This window comes from Actinomadura violacea, from assembly GCF_017573465.1.
GTDB classification, from domain to species: domain Bacteria; phylum Actinomycetota; class Actinomycetes; order Streptosporangiales; family Streptosporangiaceae; genus Spirillospora; species Spirillospora violacea.
In genome coordinates, this window is record NZ_JAGEPF010000014.1 from 193,335 (window position 1) to 210,590 (window position 17,256).

The 17,256-nt window shown below is 70.7% G+C and carries 21 protein-coding genes; 12 read left to right on the forward strand and 9 right to left on the reverse strand.

Annotated elements, in window-relative coordinates:
- The first annotated feature begins 190 nt into the window (after nt 1–190).
- Nucleotides 191–358: a hypothetical protein gene (locus J4709_RS23420; protein ID WP_208243917.1), complete on the forward strand. Its 168-nt coding sequence runs from the start codon at nt 191–193 to the stop codon at nt 356–358.
- A gap of 180 nt (nt 359–538) precedes the next feature.
- Here the strand turns inward: J4709_RS23420 and J4709_RS23425 are convergent, their stop codons facing one another.
- Nucleotides 539–1,060: a hypothetical protein gene (locus J4709_RS23425; protein ID WP_208243918.1), complete on the reverse strand. Its 522-nt coding sequence runs from the start codon at nt 1,058–1,060 to the stop codon at nt 539–541.
- A 518-nt stretch (nt 1,061–1,578) separates the two neighbouring features.
- Nucleotides 1,579–1,995 (reverse strand): nuclear transport factor 2 family protein, encoded by a 417-nt coding sequence (locus J4709_RS23430; RefSeq protein WP_208243919.1) that lies wholly within the window; start codon nt 1,993–1,995, stop codon nt 1,579–1,581.
- 179 nt (nt 1,996–2,174) lie between these two features.
- Between J4709_RS23430 and J4709_RS23435 the strand changes: the two genes are divergently transcribed.
- The 4 genes from J4709_RS23435 (at nt 2,175) to J4709_RS56175 (ending at nt 4,871) form a co-directional block, all read left to right on the forward strand.
- Nucleotides 2,175–2,858, forward strand: coding sequence for a helix-turn-helix transcriptional regulator (locus J4709_RS23435; RefSeq protein WP_208243920.1), 684 nt, complete (start codon nt 2,175–2,177; stop codon nt 2,856–2,858).
- Nucleotides 2,859–3,289: 431 nt separating this feature from the next.
- Entirely contained in the window at nt 3,290–3,898 is a 609-nt protein-coding gene (locus tag J4709_RS23440) for a hypothetical protein (RefSeq protein ID WP_208243921.1), read from the forward strand.
- A 251-nt stretch (nt 3,899–4,149) separates the two neighbouring features.
- Nucleotides 4,150–4,536, forward strand: a complete 387-nt coding sequence (locus J4709_RS23445) for a hypothetical protein (protein WP_208243922.1) — start codon at nt 4,150–4,152, stop codon at nt 4,534–4,536.
- Between the two features lie 56 nt (nt 4,537–4,592).
- Nucleotides 4,593–4,871, forward strand: coding sequence for a CPCC family cysteine-rich protein (locus tag J4709_RS56175; RefSeq protein WP_372442142.1), 279 nt, complete (start codon nt 4,593–4,595; stop codon nt 4,869–4,871).
- A gap of 204 nt (nt 4,872–5,075) precedes the next feature.
- On the opposite strand, the gene J4709_RS23455 is transcribed toward J4709_RS56175, so the two are convergent.
- On the reverse strand, nt 5,076–6,161 hold the full coding sequence (locus J4709_RS23455) for an amidohydrolase family protein (protein ID WP_208243924.1): 1,086 nt from the start codon (nt 6,159–6,161) through the stop codon (nt 5,076–5,078).
- A gap of 187 nt (nt 6,162–6,348) precedes the next feature.
- On the opposite strand from J4709_RS23455, the gene J4709_RS23460 reads away from it, so the two are divergent.
- From J4709_RS23460 to J4709_RS23485, 6 genes are all read left to right on the forward strand, one after another.
- Entirely contained in the window at nt 6,349–6,792 is a 444-nt protein-coding gene (locus J4709_RS23460) for a hypothetical protein (protein ID WP_208243925.1), read from the forward strand.
- A gap of 132 nt (nt 6,793–6,924) precedes the next feature.
- On the forward strand, nt 6,925–8,232 hold the full coding sequence (locus J4709_RS23465; protein WP_208243926.1) for a flavin-dependent oxidoreductase: 1,308 nt from the start codon (nt 6,925–6,927) through the stop codon (nt 8,230–8,232).
- Complete coding sequence (locus J4709_RS23470) at nt 8,229–9,344, forward strand: WD40/YVTN/BNR-like repeat-containing protein (protein ID WP_208243927.1); 1,116 nt, start codon at nt 8,229–8,231, stop codon at nt 9,342–9,344. The genes J4709_RS23465 and J4709_RS23470 overlap by 4 nt, the downstream gene beginning before the upstream one ends.
- Complete coding sequence (locus tag J4709_RS23475; RefSeq protein WP_208243928.1) at nt 9,341–9,628, forward strand: ubiquitin family protein; 288 nt, start codon at nt 9,341–9,343, stop codon at nt 9,626–9,628. The genes J4709_RS23470 and J4709_RS23475 overlap by 4 nt, the downstream gene beginning before the upstream one ends.
- 148 nt (nt 9,629–9,776) lie before the next feature.
- Complete coding sequence (locus tag J4709_RS23480; protein ID WP_173096743.1) at nt 9,777–10,157, forward strand: BlaI/MecI/CopY family transcriptional regulator; 381 nt, start codon at nt 9,777–9,779, stop codon at nt 10,155–10,157.
- On the forward strand, nt 10,154–11,062 hold the full coding sequence (locus tag J4709_RS23485; protein ID WP_208243929.1) for a M56 family metallopeptidase: 909 nt from the start codon (nt 10,154–10,156) through the stop codon (nt 11,060–11,062). The genes J4709_RS23480 and J4709_RS23485 overlap by 4 nt, the downstream gene beginning before the upstream one ends.
- Nucleotides 11,063–11,084: 22 nt before the next feature.
- On the opposite strand, the gene J4709_RS23490 is transcribed toward J4709_RS23485, so the two are convergent.
- The 3 genes from J4709_RS23490 to J4709_RS23500 form a co-directional block, all read right to left on the reverse strand.
- The gene (locus J4709_RS23490; protein ID WP_208243930.1) at nt 11,085–11,549 is read right to left on the reverse strand and encodes a TIGR03618 family F420-dependent PPOX class oxidoreductase; all 465 of its coding nucleotides are present in this window, start codon (nt 11,547–11,549) and stop codon (nt 11,085–11,087) included.
- Nucleotides 11,550–11,560: 11 nt separating this feature from the next.
- Nucleotides 11,561–13,006, reverse strand: a complete 1,446-nt coding sequence (locus J4709_RS23495) for an MFS transporter (RefSeq protein ID WP_208243931.1) — start codon at nt 13,004–13,006, stop codon at nt 11,561–11,563.
- A gap of 74 nt (nt 13,007–13,080) precedes the next feature.
- Nucleotides 13,081–13,569: a MarR family winged helix-turn-helix transcriptional regulator gene (locus J4709_RS23500; protein ID WP_208243932.1), complete on the reverse strand. Its 489-nt coding sequence runs from the start codon at nt 13,567–13,569 to the stop codon at nt 13,081–13,083.
- Nucleotides 13,570–13,789: 220 nt separating this feature from the next.
- On the opposite strand from J4709_RS23500, the gene trpS reads away from it, so the two are divergent.
- Nucleotides 13,790–14,848 carry a tryptophan--tRNA ligase gene (gene trpS, locus J4709_RS23505; protein ID WP_208243933.1) on the forward strand — a complete coding sequence of 353 codons (1,059 nt, stop codon included), beginning with the start codon at nt 13,790–13,792 and terminating at the stop codon, nt 14,846–14,848.
- 8 nt (nt 14,849–14,856) lie between these two features.
- Here trpS and J4709_RS23510 read toward each other — a convergent pair whose 3' ends face one another.
- The 3 genes from J4709_RS23510 to J4709_RS23520 are packed head-to-tail and all read right to left on the reverse strand — an operon-like array spanning nt 14,857 to nt 17,194.
- Complete coding sequence (locus J4709_RS23510) at nt 14,857–15,474, reverse strand: TetR/AcrR family transcriptional regulator (protein WP_208243934.1); 618 nt, start codon at nt 15,472–15,474, stop codon at nt 14,857–14,859.
- A complete protein-coding gene (locus J4709_RS23515; protein WP_208243935.1) occupies nt 15,474–16,388 on the reverse strand; it encodes a saccharopine dehydrogenase NADP-binding domain-containing protein in 915 nt (304 codons plus the stop codon). Before J4709_RS23515 ends, J4709_RS23510 begins: the two co-directional genes overlap by 1 nt.
- On the reverse strand, nt 16,385–17,194 hold the full coding sequence (locus J4709_RS23520; RefSeq protein WP_208243936.1) for a class I SAM-dependent methyltransferase: 810 nt from the start codon (nt 17,192–17,194) through the stop codon (nt 16,385–16,387). The genes J4709_RS23515 and J4709_RS23520 overlap by 4 nt, the downstream gene beginning before the upstream one ends.
- Between the last annotated feature and the right edge of the window lie 62 nt (nt 17,195–17,256).

Here is a 17,256-nt window from a genome sequence, read left to right on the forward strand (position 1 = left end):
GTTCCTCTGATCGCATGGGTGATCCGCCGAGGGCAGACCCCCAGGTGAACATGTGAGCCCGGGTGGACCCTACGACCATCCCCAGGACAGCGACGTTGCAAGCTGGGCGGAAAAGGGTGCGAGGCTCACGCCCGGACTCCGAGTTGTCCAGGACGGTGCCAGCCGCTGGCCCGAGATCGATGGGCACATCGTGAGACACCGCATCTTTCCAGCCCTGACGACCTTGCGGCAGGTGTCCGGCTACAGCATTCCCGAGGCGATCGAGAAGTTCGATGCTCGGTACAACTACCTCCGTGAGACCAGGCCAGACGGGTTCACCGTGGGTCCGGAGGAGTACGGCAGGCACTTCTACAGTTGACGACCAACGCGGAAATATCGGTACGGGTGATCCGGCTACCGCTTTGCCACAGGTCAGAGAGTGTCGGCCAAGGGGCTGCGGTGCTCAGGCCGTTGCGCGGCCAGGCAGACGGTCCCGCCTGCACCCGGGTCCCGCCCTCTACCGTGCGGACGACCCCGCCGCGTGGCGGAGAGTAGACGCTCAGTCGGTAATGGGGCTAATCGAACTCGAACTAAGTCGCTTCGCAGCCCCTGGGCAGCCGCGACCGGAGGGCGCTTCGGCACGAATCTGTCTGTCATGGGGTGGGCGTCGTTCGCGCGGGAGATCCGCGCAGGGCAGGTTCGTTGCCCCCAGGGGATGCCAGTCCGCCAAGAGCCGCTCCAGCTCGGCCGCCGCCTCTCTTGCCGAATGCGTTACCAGGGTGGGGTGAACGTCATCGGCGTCGTCCCGGGGATGCCGCGGAAAGACCAGGTAGCCCTCGGCGCGGCTGCGTGCCACGAAGGCGGGCGACCACTCCGCATCGAACCTGAGTCCGGCGCACAGGTGAAAATGCGCATGGCTGGTGCCGGGTGCCCAACGACAGAGGGGCGTTTGCCGAACTGCCTGAACCAGGGCAGCAAGGTTCGGCGGGACCCACGTCTTTGTTTCGTCCACGTGGGCGGCGTCGTCCTCGGCGGCGTACACCTCCCAGGAATCCCACTCCTCCTTGATGACCGTGTCCATGCGTCGATTGTGTTCCGGCGCCCAGATCGCGGCAAATGGCGTCGGCTACGTGTTGGCGGTGTCCTGCTCGATGCGGGTGCCGGTCGGGTCGGCCCGGCTGCGCGAGGACGGCCTGGCAGGACTGCTCGGCCGGCGACGACGCGAAGGGGCCCATCTATCAGTGGTGTATCCGCACATGGACGAGCCGACGCCGCAGGCGGGCCGCGCTACCTGCTCATCCGGCGTAACACCGACACCGGCGAGCCGGGCATCTACCGGTGCTGGGCTCGGGCCCCCGACATCCCTCGCAGCACTTGCCCACGCGGTGCTTGCCGCCGCCGCGGCCGAGCGGCCCGACCTGCCCGAAGACACCGACCTCATCCCATTGACCCGCACCTGGCCGCCCTCGCCCCGCTCGCGAGGCTCTACCCGGCAGGACACCACCACCACTGGCCGATCTGGCGACGACGCCATTAGCGCCGCGTCAAACGATGCCACTACCAGCGGCGATGGGTCCCGATAGGTCGTGGGTCCGAGCGCTATTGCCCCACAACGAACACCGGCTCGACGTTCAGCTCACTGATCCGCCAGCCGTCGGGCGTCCGGACGGCCTTGATGCGCGACAGGCCGTACCCCCGGGAGGCCGGGACGAGACTGTCGGCGTGGCCGGACAGGGCGGTGATGTAGGCGCGGATCGTCGCGGTGTCGCCATCGACCTCGGTCAGCACGTTGCTGAACCGGTGGAGCAGGCGGGCGTAGTCCTTGTTGCCGGCCTCGATCTGTGCGATCAGGACGTCGCGGCTGGACCCGGTCCCGTTGCGGGTCGTGCCGGAGGCGTCCTGAGTCAGAACAGCGGTCAGGTCGTTGAAGCGGTGCTCGTCCAGGGCCCGTCCCAAACGCAGCAGCAGGTCGTGCAGCTCGGCCCGGTCGGCCAGGGTCGGCAGGTCGTAGTTCATGAGGTGTCCTTTCGAGGTTGGTGGATGAAAGGAACCATGGAGGGCGCAGCGGGGGGCGCGCATCACTCCTGCCGCGTTCTTGCGCAAAGTCGCAACGGCGCCCGCCCTGCGTTGCCGCCGCTCGGTTTTCTGGGGCAGGATGCGGATTCACCGGGTGGGACACCAGGGGGTGGCCGGCGATGTCTGAGGTGGCGTGGCTGAAGTCGCTGCGGGCCGGACGCGGTGTGTACCCGCTGTTCGGGGCCGATGCCGTGGTGGCCCGGTTCGCCGAGATCGTCTCCGTCGACCGCAGCGAGCGGCTGGTCATGATTCCCGCGTCGTCCCAGCGCCCGCTGCTGGGGACGCTGCCGATGCCGCCGGATGTGCGTACGCGCTGGCTGGGGGCGGCCCCGTCGGACCATGACGTGCGCCTGATCGCCACCGGCGCCGAACATCGGATCCTGCCGGCACTGCCGGCCAAGATGGTCATCATCGACCGGACGGTCGTCATGACGCCCATCGACCCGGAGGATCCGCTGAAAGGGGTCTGGCAGATCACCGCCAAGCCGCTGGTGCGCGCCCTGGTCGAGATGTACCAGCGACTGTGGGGGCAGGCGGCCGAGCCGGTGCGGTGGCCGGCGGGGCTGTCGGCCAGGGAGCGCGCGGTGGTGACGCTGCTCGCCGAGGGCTGCACCGACCAGAAAGTCGCCGAACATCTGGGCCTGAGCCGGCGCACCATCACCTACACGGTCGCGGACCTGATGGAGAAGTACGGGGCGCGCAGCCGGTTCCATCTGGCACTGCTGCTGTCCGGTGCCGACGCCGGGATTCGTTCGACACGACCGGGGACTACGCCGGGCCACGCGACAACCGCAGGATCGTGAGTCGACGTCACGATCACCGTGATCAGCAGTGCCGCTTCGTCTCTTCAGCGCTCCAGGCACACCAGTTCTGCGAGTTGACGGTGGGATCGCAGATCCGTCGGATCAGCCTCGCAGGTTCTGGTCGTTTGCTGTCCTCCATGGCTTCTCCTTCCAACCGGCAACGCATTTTGCCTAGGCGCGGAGCAGGGCGGTCGCGCTGTGGCTGCCGTACTCAGCGACTTGCGCGGGAGGGGCACCGCTCAACCACGGGGTCACGGCGGCGTGTTGGAGTGCATGGGGCGCTGTGCCTTCGATCGTCCGGCGGGAGAGGGGCGGGATTCTCGCGCTTGAGGTCCCCCGTGGGAGGGAGAGCGATCAATCGCTCAGGGGAGCCGTGGCCATGCGTCGGTCGACAGGCTTGGAGGGCAAGCGACACCATGTCCTCGATCGGAGTGAGCGCGATGATCAACGGCACGCGCCGTGCGTCTCTGCTGGGGTTGACGGCCATGCTCGGCCTCGCCACGACCCTCACGGTTGGGATCACCACGGCGTCCGGGGCGGAGTCCAAGGCCGGGCCCGCTGGCAATACCGTCGCCAAGACCTCCCATCTCAGGGGCTGGGCCAGGATGTATTTCCCGGCACCCGACAACGACATCCAGGTCACCGTCGATGCTCACGCCACGTTCGATCCCCGTGGTGCCTGGCGGCCTACGAGGTCGTGGGGAACGTTCCGGATCTCGCACCGGCTCAAATTGCCTGACGGAACATGGTTCACCAACTGGGGCGATCTGAAGGTCGACTGCTTGACTACCGGCGGGCCTACGGCGACCGTCACCGGCACGCTGACGCGGGTCACGCCCGGCGGCCCCTGGGAGGAGATGCTGAAGGAGCACGCACGCATGGGCATCAGCTTCTACATCGCCCAGCGGGGCGCCGGTCCCAGTCGGATCGGGCTCAGCGGAGGCCCGCAACCCGGCGAGGGTCAACTGAGCACGTGCATGGCCCCCGCAGCCGACGCACCGTTGATCGCAGGCGGCTACACGCTCATCGATAAGCGATGACGCGCTGCACTGGTCCCGTCAGTCAATCTGGCTGGTCGCGTGATGAGCGGCCCCAGCCCGCGTGACGGACGATGACCTCGTCGGCTGTCGAGTCCGGCTTGGAGTTGTGAGCCCAGCGAGGTCGCGGTGCTTGGCCTCTAACGGGTCGCTACAGGGCAGCAGGGATGTACCTGCCCGTTGATAGCAGACAGTGATTACCTGCTGACACTATGAACTCGTTGTGTCCAAACGCGACTGAAGGGATGCGAGCGTTGAGCGATACCCCAGGAGGCAACGCGGTTCGCACCGGTAGCCCGGACTCGGCCGTGGACAGGGCCGCCGACTTTTACGGGGCCTACATCGACGCGGTCTCTGACGGCACGGACGACCTGGGCGAAGAATTGCGCGCCCACTACCTCACCGAAGATCTCCGGCAGAGGCTCGCCGCTTGGGAAGAGGTCAACCATGCCGACGGTGTCCTGAGAGCCCAGGACGTCCCCATCGCCTGGGAGGTGCGCTACCACGACTCGGGTGCGGGCCACCTGTTCACCACCATCACCCTGACCTGGGGCAGTGGTCCCGATGCCGGCCACACCCGTCTGGCGGTGCAGAGCGACCTCAGCACCAAGCTGATCTCCGACATCGAGGATGGGGCGTAGGGAACAAATTGTGGGAGTGCGCTCCGAACACGACAATCACCTGTGTGTTCGTCAATGTGCATCGGCCGTCGAGAGGCGAGCCTTACGCATGTCCGTGTTGCGGGTACCTGACGCTTGAGCGGCGCGGCTATTTCGAGATCTGCCCCGTGTGCTTCTGGGAAGACGATGGTCAGGACGACCACGACGCCGACGAGAGCCGCGGCGGTCCTAACCGTGGGCTCAGCCTCGCTGAGGCCAGGCGAAACTTCGCCGCCTACGGAGCGAGCGACCGCCAAAGGCTCCGCCACGTCCGCGCTCCCCGCCCGTCCGAGCACCCCTCGCGTCGCCAGGGCTAGAGGGCTCCAGGTGATCTCGTAGCTGGTTGATCAACATCCGGAGAAAGCGCGGAATGCTTTCGACCTCGACATCGATGATGAGGGACGTTCGGAAAGGAAGGAGGTTGCTGGCTCTTCCTTGGCAGGTGTGAAACGGGGTCGGGCGGTTGGCGTCGCTACCAGGGTGGTCTGCTGGAATCCGACCATTTTGAGCTCGGGGATTGGTCAGTGGATTCGGCGGCCGGCGGCGAAGGTTGCGGCGGGGTGTTGGAGGACGTCGGGGTCGTCGCGGGGGTCGTGGTGGTAGGTGACCAGGTTCGCGAGTTGGCCCGGGGCGAAGTCGTTCGTGTGGTTAGTGAGCAGGTATCGGCGTGCGTTGGTGCTGGCGGCGGCGAGCGCGTCTTGTGGGGTGAGGCCCAGTTCGGTCAGCAGGCGAACCTCACGGGGCAGGTTGCCTACGACGTCGGTGCCGGCCAGGACCGTGACTCGATGGCGGACGGCCTCGGCCAGCAGGTGGGTGAGGCGTTCGCGGCGTTCGGCGCGGCGTCGCCGGCGTCCTGGGTCGTCGACGGGAGCGGGGGCCAGGGTCGCGCAGAGGGTGGGTGTCCAGGCGCCGCCTCGGCCGCCCAGGATGTGCAGATCGTCGCTGGTGAGGACGTCGCCGTGCTCGATGGAGTCGACGCCGGCCGCGACGAGTTCGCCGGCCCAGGCCGTGGTCGTGTGCGCGGCGACGCGAGCGCCTGCGGCGTGTGCGGCTTGCACAAGCCGCTGGACGGTTTCGATCGGATAGGTGGGCGTCGCCTGGTCTGGGCGCGTCACGCCCTGGTCGATGGCGGGGAAGTCGCCGATCAGTTTCACCCAACGTGCTCCTGCGGCGATCTGGGAGCGGGCGGCTTGGACGACGTCGTCGGCGGTCACGGCCTCGAACAAGGTGGGGAAGTAGCCGCCGGGTGGGGCCAGGAATCGTCCAGCCGCCAGTAGGCCCGCACCGTTCCGCGCGGTGGGCAACTGCAGGGTGAGCGCGTCGGGACTTCCCATATCGCGTACCAGCGTGATTCCTGCCTGCTGGACGGTCTGCAGATTTCGTTGGGTTTGAGGCAGGTCGAGCGGGCGCGATCCGGCGGGGGCTTTGTCGTCTACGGCGATGCTCAGGTGGCAGTGCGCGTCTACCAGCCCGGCAAGCGCGTAACGGCCGGGCAGTCGTTCGGCGGCTGCGGACGGGGCGTCGGTCCACCGCCCGTTCTGGTCGATGCCGCCGTCGAGGGGGCGGCCGTCGGGTAGGCCGATCGCTGTCACTCGCCATTGCTCCATGGGCGCCAAAGTAGCCGGAGTGTGGTTCTCAAAGTGGGGCGAACGGCATGTAGGTGTTCGGTGAAATTTCGTTGGATTGGTTCAAATGGGTAATTATGTGGCGTTGGGAGGATGGCGAGACGTGTACTGGACGTGTACCGCCGGCGTTTAAGTTCCTCATGTTCGACCGAACCAAAAGGAGGCAACAGTGAGGACAGTCGGAATCGCGGCCGCAATGACGGGGTTCGCTCTCGCCAGTGGCGTGCTGACGTTGAACGCCGTGTCGGCGTCGGCGAGCGCGCCCGCTGCTCCGGCGGCGCACTGCAAGGCGCACTGGAAGAGGACGGGAACGCTGATGACCGACAAGTACTCCAAGTGGTACACCACGCGGCCGGACATCGCGGGAGGCGGCCGCAACATCCAGTTCCATGTGCTGAGCGGGTACACCGCGAGATACCAGCACGCGAACTGCCACTGGGGTCCGGCGCACAACTTCCCGACGGCCTCGAAGTACCGCCTGTCGGGCGCGCACATCGGGGGCCACACCAAGTGGTACAACATCACGAGCGGGCCGAGGCGAAACTACAAGTACGTGGGCAAGTGCGCCGGATGGGACGAGGTGGCCGGCTGGTGGCGCGCCTGGAAGTGCTGAGGCGGCGTCCCCCCGCGCGAACGGCCCCTCTTGGCGAGGGGCCGTTCGTCATCGTCGGGTAGTTGCTGTTGCTCTGCGGCCGGGTATGCCTTTCGGTGTCGTCAGGTGGAATTCTGAAGCACGGGAAGTGCTATGCGAGTCGTCATCGCAGGTGCCGGGATCGGTGGTTTGGCGGCGGCATTGAGGCTGCACGATAAAGGGATCGACTGCCGGATATACGAGCAGAGCGGGCAGATCCGCGAGCTGGGCGTCGGGCTCAACCTGCTGCCGAACGCGGTGAAGCAGCTGGCCGAGGTGGGGCTCCTCGAACGGCTTGAGGACGTGGGGAGCCTGCCCGATGAGCTGATCTACGCCCATCGGCTGGGCCAGGAGATCATGCGCAAGCCCTGCGGGCGGAACGCCGGGCTTGCCTATCCGCAGGTCAGCATTCATCGGGGGCGCCTCCAAAGCGAGTTGCTCCGGGCGGTGCGCGAGCGGCTCGGCCCCGGCGCGGTCAGGACCGGGCGCCGGCTGGTCGGGTTCGAGCAGGACGAGAACGGCGTACGTGCGCATTTCAGGAGCGGTGAGGGCACGGCATCGGCGACCGGTGACGTGCTGGTGGCGGCCGACGGAATCCATTCGACGGTCCGGTCCGTCCTCTTTCCCGATGAGGGGCCGCCGATCTGGAACGGCGTGATGATGTGGCGGGGCGCCGCGGAATGGCCGGAGTCGGGCATCGGACGGTCCATGCTCATCGCCGGTGGTACCGACGCCAAGCTGGTCGTCTACCCGATAGCCCCGGGGCGGCGGGCGGGCACCAGGCTCATCAACTGGGTGATCTGCCGGCGGACCGGCCGTCCCGGAGACCCGGCACCGCAGCGCCAGGAGTGGTCACGCCGTGCCGCGACGGCTGGGCTCGGTGACCAGACCTCCCGTTTCCGCACCTCGTTCCTCGATCACGCGGCCCTCGTCAAGGCCGTCCCCGAGTGCTTCGAGTTCCCGATGTGCGACCGCGATCCGCTCCCCGGCTGGACGCGGGGACGCGTGACCCTGCTCGGCGACGCGGCCCACCCGATGTATCCGATGGGCTCCAACGGCGCAGGTCAGGCGATCACGGACGCGGCCTGCCTCGCGGACCACCTGGCCGCCCGTCCCGGCGAGCCCGCCGAAGCCCTGCGCGCCTACCAGGACGAGCGCCTGCCCGTCACCGGCGAGCTCGTCCTCCGCAACCGGGCCGGCGGCCCCGAGAACGTGATCGACGAGGTCGAACGCCGGGCGCCCGACGGCTTCACCCGCTTGGCGGACGTCATGGACCCGGCGGAACTCGAGGCCGTCGTCACCGGATACGCCCGGCTCACCGGCTCCGCCAGGGACCAGGTGAACCGCTCCGGCCGGTCCGATGAGTTCCGGGGGCGGGGGCGGTCTAACGGGGATCGGCGCATGGAAGGAGGACCGGCATGAGCGGTGTTCGGGTTCTGGTCGGGACGCGCAAGGGCGCGTTCGTGCTGACCGCGGACGGGAAGCGGGAGAAGTGGGAGGTCAGCGGGCCGCACTTCGGCGGGTGGGAGATGTACCACGTCGCCGGGTCGCCGGCGGATCCGCAGCGGTTGTACGCGTCGCAGTCGACCGGCTGGTTCGGGCAGCTGATCCAGCGGTCGGACGACGGGGGCGCGACGTGGCGGCCGATGGGGAACGGGTTCGCGTACGAGGGGGAGACCGGGACGCACAAGTGGTACGACGGGACGCCGCGTCCGTGGGAGTTCAAGCGGGTGTGGCATCTGGAGCCGTCGCCGCTGGACCCGGACGTGGTGTACGCGGGGGTCGAGGACGCGGCGCTGTTCCGGACGGGTGACGGCGGGCAGACGTGGGAGGAGCTGCCGGGCCTGAGGAACCACGGGTCGGGGCCGGACTGGCAGCCAGGCGCGGGCGGGATGTGCCTGCACACGGTGATGCTCGACCCGGTGGACGCGTCGCGGATGTACGTGGCGATCTCGGCCGCGGGCGTGTTCCGTACCGATGATGGGGGCAAGTCGTGGCGGCCCGCGAACCGGGGGCTGCGGTCGGAGGGGATTCCGGATCAGGAGGCGGAGGTCGGGCACTGCGTGCATCGGCTCGCCATGCATCCGTCGCGTCCGGAGGTGCTGTTCATGCAGAAGCACTGGGACGTGATGCGCAGCGACGACGCGGGGGAGTCGTGGCACGAGATCAGCGGTGACCTGCCGAGCGACTTCGGGTTCCCGATCGCGGTGCACGCCCACGAGCCCGACACCGTCTACGTGGTGCCGATCAAGAGCGACTCGGAGCACTACCCGCCGGAGGGGAAGCTGCGGGTGTACCGGAGCCGGACCGGCGGGAACGAGTGGGAGCCGCTGACGAAGGGGCTGCCGCAGAGCCACTGCTACGTGAACGTCCTGCGGGACGCGATGGCCGTCGACTCGCTGGACCCGTGCGGGGTCTACTTCGGGACGACCGGCGGGCAGGTGTACGCGTCGTCCGACGAGGGGGACGGCTGGACGCCGATCGTCCGCGACCTGCCGGCGGTGCTCTCGGTGGAAGTGCAGGCGCTGCCGTGACGAGGGTGGTGCTGCCCGCGCATCTGCGGGCGCTCGTGCAGGTGGACGGGGAGGTGGAGGTCGAGGGGACGACCATCGCGGCGGTGCTGGACGCGTTGGAGGCCCGGTATCCGGTGCTGCGGGGGACGATCCGGGACCGGGGGACGGGGCGGCGCCGGGCGTTCGTGCGCTTCTACGCGTGCGCCGAGGACCTGTCCCATGAGCCGGCGGACGCGCCGCTGCCGGGGCCGGTCTTGGCGGGCGCGGAGCCGTTCATGGTGGTCGGCGCCATGGCGGGCGGTTAGGGGATCGGCGTGCCGGGGGTGTGGTTGCCGACCGTGACGCCCGGCACGCCGTTCATACGACCGAACGTAGTACTACGAGACGTAGTACGGAAGCCCGTAGTACTACCCGCCGTGGTGACCTCGCTCTCAGTCGGATAATCTGGACGTCGTGAAGGGTCTTGGAGAGCTTGAACGCACGGTCATGGAGGTTCTGTGGGCGCGGGAGGACGCCGGCGCCGGGGCCGCCACCGCCCGGGACGTGAGCCGTGCGCTGGCCCATGACCGCGACCTCGCCCACACCACGGTGATGACGGTGCTGGACAGGCTCGCCAAGAAGGACTTCCTCGAGCGCGAGCGGGACGGCCGCGCGTGGCGGTACCGGCCGGTCGAGAGCCGGGAGGGCTACGTCACCGAGCTGATGCTGGGCGCCCTGGACGAGACGGGCGACCGCGACGCCGCGCTGGCGCACTTCGTCCGGACGATCTCCAGCGACGAGATCGACGTGATCCGCCAGGCCCTGGCCGGCCTCACGAAGGAACCACCCGCATGACCGGCACCGCCCTGCTCGCATTGATCTCCCTGGGGACCGTCGGCGGGGCGCACCTGCTGTCCCGGGCCAGGTGGACGTGGCGCACCCCGCGCCTCGGCATAGCCCTCTGGCAGTCGCTCGGCCTGTGCTGGGGCGTCGCCACGATAGGGGCGCTGCTCGGCGTCGCGATGGCGCCGTACCGCAAGGGGGTCCTCGGCGGCATCCCCGGCCTGTACGCCGACCAGGCGGCCCGGCTCGACACGGTGCACATGGCCGCGCTGCTGTCCGCGGTGAGCCTCGCCGCCGTGCTGCTGGTGATGCTGATGTACGCGGTCGTCCGCGTGGTCCGCGCCAGACACCGGCATCGAGTACTCCTCGCCCTCGTCTCCCGCCGCGATTCGGCCGTGCCCGGCACGCTGGTCCTCGACCACCCGGGCGCGGCCGCTTACTGCGTTCCGGGCGTCCGCTCGTCCAAGGTGGTGGTGAGCGCCGGGACGCTGGAGCTGCTGGACCGCGCCGAGCTGGCCGCGGTCCTCGCGCACGAGCGCGCGCACGCGCGCGAGCGGCACGACCTGGTGCTGCTGCCGTTCGCGTCGCTGCGCCAGGTGTTCCCGCAGTTCGGGCTGGTCGGACGGTGCCTGGACGCGGTGGAGCTGCTGATCGAGATGGCCGCCGACGACCGGGCCCGGTCGGGGCGCCCGCCGCGGGAGCTGGCGACGGCGCTGCTGCGCTTCGCCGCCGCCCGCCCGGCCGCCGCGCCGTCCGGGACGCTCGGCGTCGCGTCCCCCGACGACATCCCGGTGATGGCGCGGGTCAACCGGCTGCTGGAGCCGAAGCCGCTGCCGCGCCGGGCGCGCCTCGCGGCGGCGGCGGCCGTGCCGGTGCTGGCGGGCCTCCCGCTGATCCTGATGGTGCTGCCCAGCTGAGCCGGGCGGCCGGCACCGTCCTTCATCGCAGGACGGTGCCGTAGAGCCGGTCGACGTACAGGCGGATCACGAGCCGCTCGTCCTTGACCATCTGCTCCAGGAACGCCCGCTCGTCGGCGGGGTCGGGGAAGCCGGGCGTCATCGCGAGGAGCTCGCGTCCGGTGGCGTCGCCGGGCTCCGTGCTGGTCTCCGACAGTTCGGCGGTGCCCTCGGCGACCGCGAACGACAGGTGGTCCGGGCCGGACGCGTGGAGCGCGGCCCGCGGGTCGTTGCGGATCTGCTTGACCTTGGCGCGTCCGGCGGTGGTGGAGATCCGCACGATGCGCTCCGCCGGGTCCCAGGCGTAGACGACGGTCGACAGGTGCGGGTGGCCGTTCTTGCGGTTGGTGGCGAGGACCGCGAACTGCTGCTCGCCGAGGAGGCGGGCGAGGCCGTCGTCGTCGATGGGCTTCGGGCCGGGTCCCTGTCCGGGGCCGTACTCGGTCATGGTGATCTCCTTCAGGCGTTCGCGGGGACGGATTCGGCGGGCGCGGAGGCGTCCGCGGCGGGCTTCGGGCTGCGCAGGACGACGAGGCCGACCACGAAGGCGGCGACCAGCAGGCCCGCCGAGACGGTGAAGGCCAGGTGGTACCCGCCGGTCAGCGCGGCGGCCTCGGAGCGTCCGCCGGCGCGCAGGTGCCCGGTGCGGGACGCGGCGAGCGTCGACAGGACGGCCACGCCGAGCGCCATCCCGATCTGCTGGACGGTGTTGAACAGCCCGGACACCAGGCCCGCGTCGTCCGGGCGGGCGCCGGCCATCCCGAGGCCCGTCAGCGCGGGCAGGACGAGCCCGCCGCCGGAGACCAGCACCATGACGGGCAGCAGGTCGGTGGCGTAGCCGGCGTCCGTGGGGATCCGGGTCAGCCATCCCATCGCGCCCATCAGCAGGACGAGCCCGGCGAGCAGCACGGTGCGCTCGCCGAAGCGGCGGCTCAGCCGCGCCGAGACGAACAGCGAGATCGTGCCGATGGCGACGGCGGCGGGCAGCATCGCGAGGCCGGTCTGCAGGGCGTCGTAGCCGAGGACCTTCTGCATGTAGAGCGCCACGATGATCTGGAAGGAGAACATCGCCGACAGCGAGAGCATCTGCGCGAGGTAGGAGCCGGACGCGTTGCGGGAGCGCAGCAGGCGCAGCGGCATCAGCGGGGCGGCGGCCTTGGCCTGCCGGACGAAGAACCCGGCGAGCAGGGCCAGCGACACCGCGCCGAGCCCGAGCGTGCGGGCCGACGTCCAGCCGTCGTCCGCGGCCTTGACGACGGTGAAGATGCCGAGCATCAGCCCGGACGTGACCAGCAGCGCGCCCGCGACGTCGGCGCCGGCGCGCAGCCCGATGCCGCGGTCGCGGGGCAGGGCGGGGATCGCCAGCGCGATCGTGAGCAGCCCGATCGGCAGGTTGATCAGGAAGATCCAGTGCCAGCTCAGCGCGTCGGTGAGGACGCCGCCGAGCACCTGGCCGATGGACGCGCCGGCGGCACCGGTGAAGCTGAAGACGCCGATGGCCTTCGCGCGCTCGCCGGGCTCGGTGAACAGCGTCACGAGGATGCCGAGGACGACGGCGGAGGCCATCGCGCTGCCGACGCCCTGCAGGAACCGCGCGGCGATCAGCAGGCCGGGGGTGGTGGCGGCGCCCGCCAGCAGGGACGCGCCGGTGAACACCGCGTTCCCGGCGAGGAACATCGTCTTGCGGCCGATGAGGTCGCCGAGCCGGCCGGCGAGCAGCAGCAGGCCGCCGAAGGCGATCAGGTAGGCGTTGACGGTCCAGCTCAGCGCCGCGGCGGAGAAGCCGAGGTCGCGCTGGATGGACGGCATCGCGACGGTGACGATGCTGCCGTCGAGGATCGTCATCAGCGCGGCGGCGGACAGCACGCCGAGGGCGGTCCCGCGGGACCGTGCGGACAGGTTCATGGGGTCATCTCCCGTTCGAGGCGAACAGGAGAGACGTTAGCAGATAGTTTTGTTAGAGACGATCTCTTGTAGACCTACTTGTTGCGCTCGCGCTTGCGGCGCACCGGCTGCGGGCTCTGCACCGGCCGCGCCAGATGCCCCTCGGCCAGCCGCCGCAGCGCCCCGACCAGGGCCTCCCGCTCGGCCTCCGGAAGCGAATCGAGCGCCGCGCCGTGCACCCGGTCGACGATCTGCTGTCCCCGCCGGGCCGTCTCGGCGCCCTTCTCGCTGACGGCGATGATCCGCGCGCGCCGGTCCGTCGAGGACGGGCGCCGCTCCGCGAGGCCCGCCTTCTCCAGGGCGTCCACGGTCACGACCATCGTGGTCTTGTCCATGTCCCCGATCTCGGCCAGCTGGATCTGGGTGCGCTCCTCCTCCAGTGCGTGCACCAGGACGCAGTGCATGCGCGGCGTCAGCCCGATCTCGGCCAGCGCCGCCGTCATCTGCGACTTCAGCGCGAGGCCGGTGTGGTCGAGCAGGAACGACAGGTCGGTCACGGTGTTCCGGGGCGCCAGTGCGGTCATGGGTGCCAGCCTACCCATTTGGTTCCGAAGCGGATTATCCAGTGGCGTCGGTCAGGCGTTCCGGGATACTCTGGATCCGTGAACCGCACCGCGTGCCAGAGCTGGCGGCCGTCCTAGGACGGCCGACACCCACGCACGCCTCGGGCCGTCCGCTGGACGGCCCGCTCTCTTCTCCGCACCCGGGCCCGTCCGGCGGGCCCCGGAACCAGGAGGAGAGACCATGCAGACCACCGACACCCCGCAGACCGCCGACGCCGCGGCCCCCGCCGACGACCTCGAGGCGCGCATCGCCGCCGACCCCGGCGCGTTCCGGATCCTGACCGGCGACCGGCCGACCGGCGCCCTGCACCTCGGCCACTACTTCGGCACCCTCGCCAACCGCGTCCGGCTCCAGCGCGCCGGCGTCGACCTGTTCGTGCTGGTCGCCGACTACCAGGTGCTCACCGACCGGGACGTCGCCGACCGGCTCGGCGAGCACGTCGAGGGCCTCGTCGCCGACTACCTCGCCGCCGGCATCGACCCGTCCACCGCGACGATCTTCCGGCACAGCGCGGTGCCCGCGCTGAACCAGCTGATGCTGCCGTTCCTGTCCCTGGTCACGGTCGGCGAGCTGGGCCGCAACCCCACGGTGAAGGACGAGATCGCCGCGTCCAAGCAGTCCTCGGTCAGCGGGCTGATGTTCACCTACCCCGTCCACCAGGCCGCCGACATCCTGTTCTGCAAGTCCAACCTCGTCCCCGTGGGCGCCGACCAGCTCCCGCACCTGGAGGTCACCCGGACGATCGCGCGCCGCTTCAACGACCGGTACGCCCCGGTCTTCCCGGTTCCGGACGCCCTGCTGTCGGCCGCGCCGACCCTGCTCGGCACCGACGGCCGCAAGATGAGCAAGAGCCGCGGCAACGCGATCGCGCTGTCGGCGTCCCCGGACGAGACGGCCCGGCTGATCAAGCGGGCGGTGACCGACGCCGACCGGCACATCGAGTACGCGCCCGACACCCGTCCCGAGGTGTCCAACCTGGTGCTGCTCGCCGCGCTCTGCCAGGGCCGCGACCCGCGCGAGGTCGCCGCGGAGATCGGCGACGGCGGCGGCGCCGCGCTCAAGCGGGTGGTCACGGAGTCGGTGAACGAGTTCCTGCGCCCGATGCGGGCCCGCCGCGCCGAGGTGATGGCCGACCGCGGCCACCTGCGCCGCGTCCTCGCCGAGGGCAACGAGCGCGCCGCCGCGATCGCCGACCAGACCCTCGACGAGGTCCGCGCCGCGATGTCCATGACGACCTGAAAGCGGGGTCAGCGGGGGGTGAGGCCGTGCAGGACCGTGGTGACCAGGTCGTCGGCGGCCTCGGGCGGGACCTCGCGGGCGAGGCCCTCGCCCTGGAACAGCGCCGACAGGACGGTCTCGTGGGAGACGCCGACGAGCATCGACGCTGCCGCCTCCACCCGGGCGTCCGGGGCGAGGCGGCCGAGGTCGCGCTCCGCGCGCAGGTAGCGGGCCAGGCGCTCCTTCCAGTCCTCGTCGCGGTCGCTCAGCGCCGCGAAGCGGGCGAGGACCTTCGGCTGGGCCAGCAGCCCGGTGAGCGCGGGCAGCAGCCGGGCGTGCAGGGCCAGCCCGTGGACGACGTAGGCGCGCAGGTTGGCCTCGACCGTCCCGGTGCCCGGCTCGGGCAGCGCGCCCAGCCCGCGCATGATCGCCGTGGCGTGGGCGCGCAGGGCGAGGGCGATCAGCTCTTCCTTGTCGGCGAAGTGGTTGTAGAGCACTCCGCTCGCGACGCCCGACTCCCCGGCGATGGCCCGGACGGTCAGCCCCGCCGTCCCGTGCTCGGCGATCATCCGCTCGGCGGTCGCGATCAGGTGCTCGCGCAGGGTCCGGTCGCCGCCGCGCAGCGCGGCCGCCTTTCGAGGAGACATCACCCCGCATCGTAATGACCGAGCCGGAAGCCCTGCGCGGCGAGTTCGGCCAGGAAGTCAGGGCCGGCCGCGTCGTGGAGGTGCCGGACGCCGGGCGGCGTCTCCGCCAGCCGCTGGACGGCGAGCGCGGCGGCCAGGCCCGTCGCCCGGCTCTGCCGCCTCCCCGAGAACGACCGCACCGCGCCGCCCGACGCGGCCACCACCGCGAACCGGTCGCCGCCCGCGTGGACGTGCCGGAACGCCGCCCGCAGCGCGGCGGCGCCGCGGAACGGCGCGAGCCGCGGGAGCAGGGCGGTCAGCACCCGCGAGTCGAGGGCCAGGCCCGTCCGTACCCGGCCCGGGAGGGTGCGCTGATCGGAGAACGGGAAGCGGTGCACCGTCCGGGTCCCGAACGGTTCGGGGAACCGCATCCGCCATGATTCGCCCAGGTCGCCGAGCGAGGCCAGGGTCCACTCCACCGCCGACGGCCCGTGCCGCTCGCCCGCGCCGAGCAGGACGCCGATGTCCACGTCCGCGCCGCCGAACTCGCGCGCGAGCAGGTTCGTGACGCCGGGGGCGAGGCCCACGCTCAGCACCGCCGACGCGTTCCGTGCGGCCGCCAGCCCGTCCAGCCTCTCGATCGGGGCGACCATCTCGTAGGACGCGGACACGTCGACGTAGTGGACGCCGCGCGCCAGGCATGCCTCGGCCACGCGCGCGTTGTCCACCTCCGCGCACATGACCACCGCGTCGGCGTCGATGCGTCCGAGGTCGCCGGTGCGCAGGTCGATCCGCATCGGGACAGCGCCGTCCACGGGCCGCGCCCCGGCGGGGTCCCTGCCCGCCACGACAAGTTCGGGGACGTGCCCGCGCAGGCCCGCGACGACCTCGCGCCCCACCGCCCCATAACCGCCGAGGACCACGACCCGTCTCATGAGCGGGCCTGCACCAGCAGTGCGGTGCCGCGGAGCCGGACGGCGCCGTCGTGCTCGAACGGGCGCATCGCGTCGGTGATCGTGGTCCGGAGCTCCGGGCCGTCGCCGAGGTTGTGGCGGACGGGGCCCCAGCCGGCGAGGAACTCCGCGGCGTCGGCGGCGTCGCGTCCCCAGACCTGGTCGGCGTGCACCGTGCGGCAGGAGACGTCGCGGAATCCGGCCGCGCCGAGGACCTCCTGGACGTGGTCCGGGTCGGACAGCGACAGGGGGCCGCTGTGCCCGGTCACCGCCGCGGGCCGCGGCGCGATCGCGGCGAACACGGTGCCGAGGTCGGTTCCGGCCAGCAACGCCATGGACAGGAACGCGAGGCGCCCGCCGTCGCGCAGCGCGCGCCGGACGTTGCCGAACGCGGCGACGGGGTCGGCGAAGAACATGATCCCGAACCGGCTGATCGCGGCGTCGAAGGCGCTGTCCGGGAAGGGGTGCACCTGGGCGTCGCCCTGCTCGAACGCGACGTTCGGGACACCTTCCTGCCCGGCGAGCGAGCGGGCGCGGGCGAGCATCGGCGCGGACAGGTCGACGCCGAGCGCGTCGCCGAGCGGTGCTCGCCGTGCGGCGAGGCGGGTGACATGGCCGTTCCCGCAGCCGAGGTCGAGGACGCGGTCGCGCGGGCCGATCGCGGCGGCCCCCAGGAGCGCTTCGTTGAAGCCGTTGTTGACGGCGTCGTACCGGTCGTGGTGCCCGGCCCAGTGCTCGCCCTCGTAGCCGTTCCATGCCTCGGCCTGGCTTGTGTTGACGACGTCCATCGGGGCCTCCTCGTTGTGAACGCATGTTCATGAACGTATGTTCATAATGAGCGCAGGCTGAG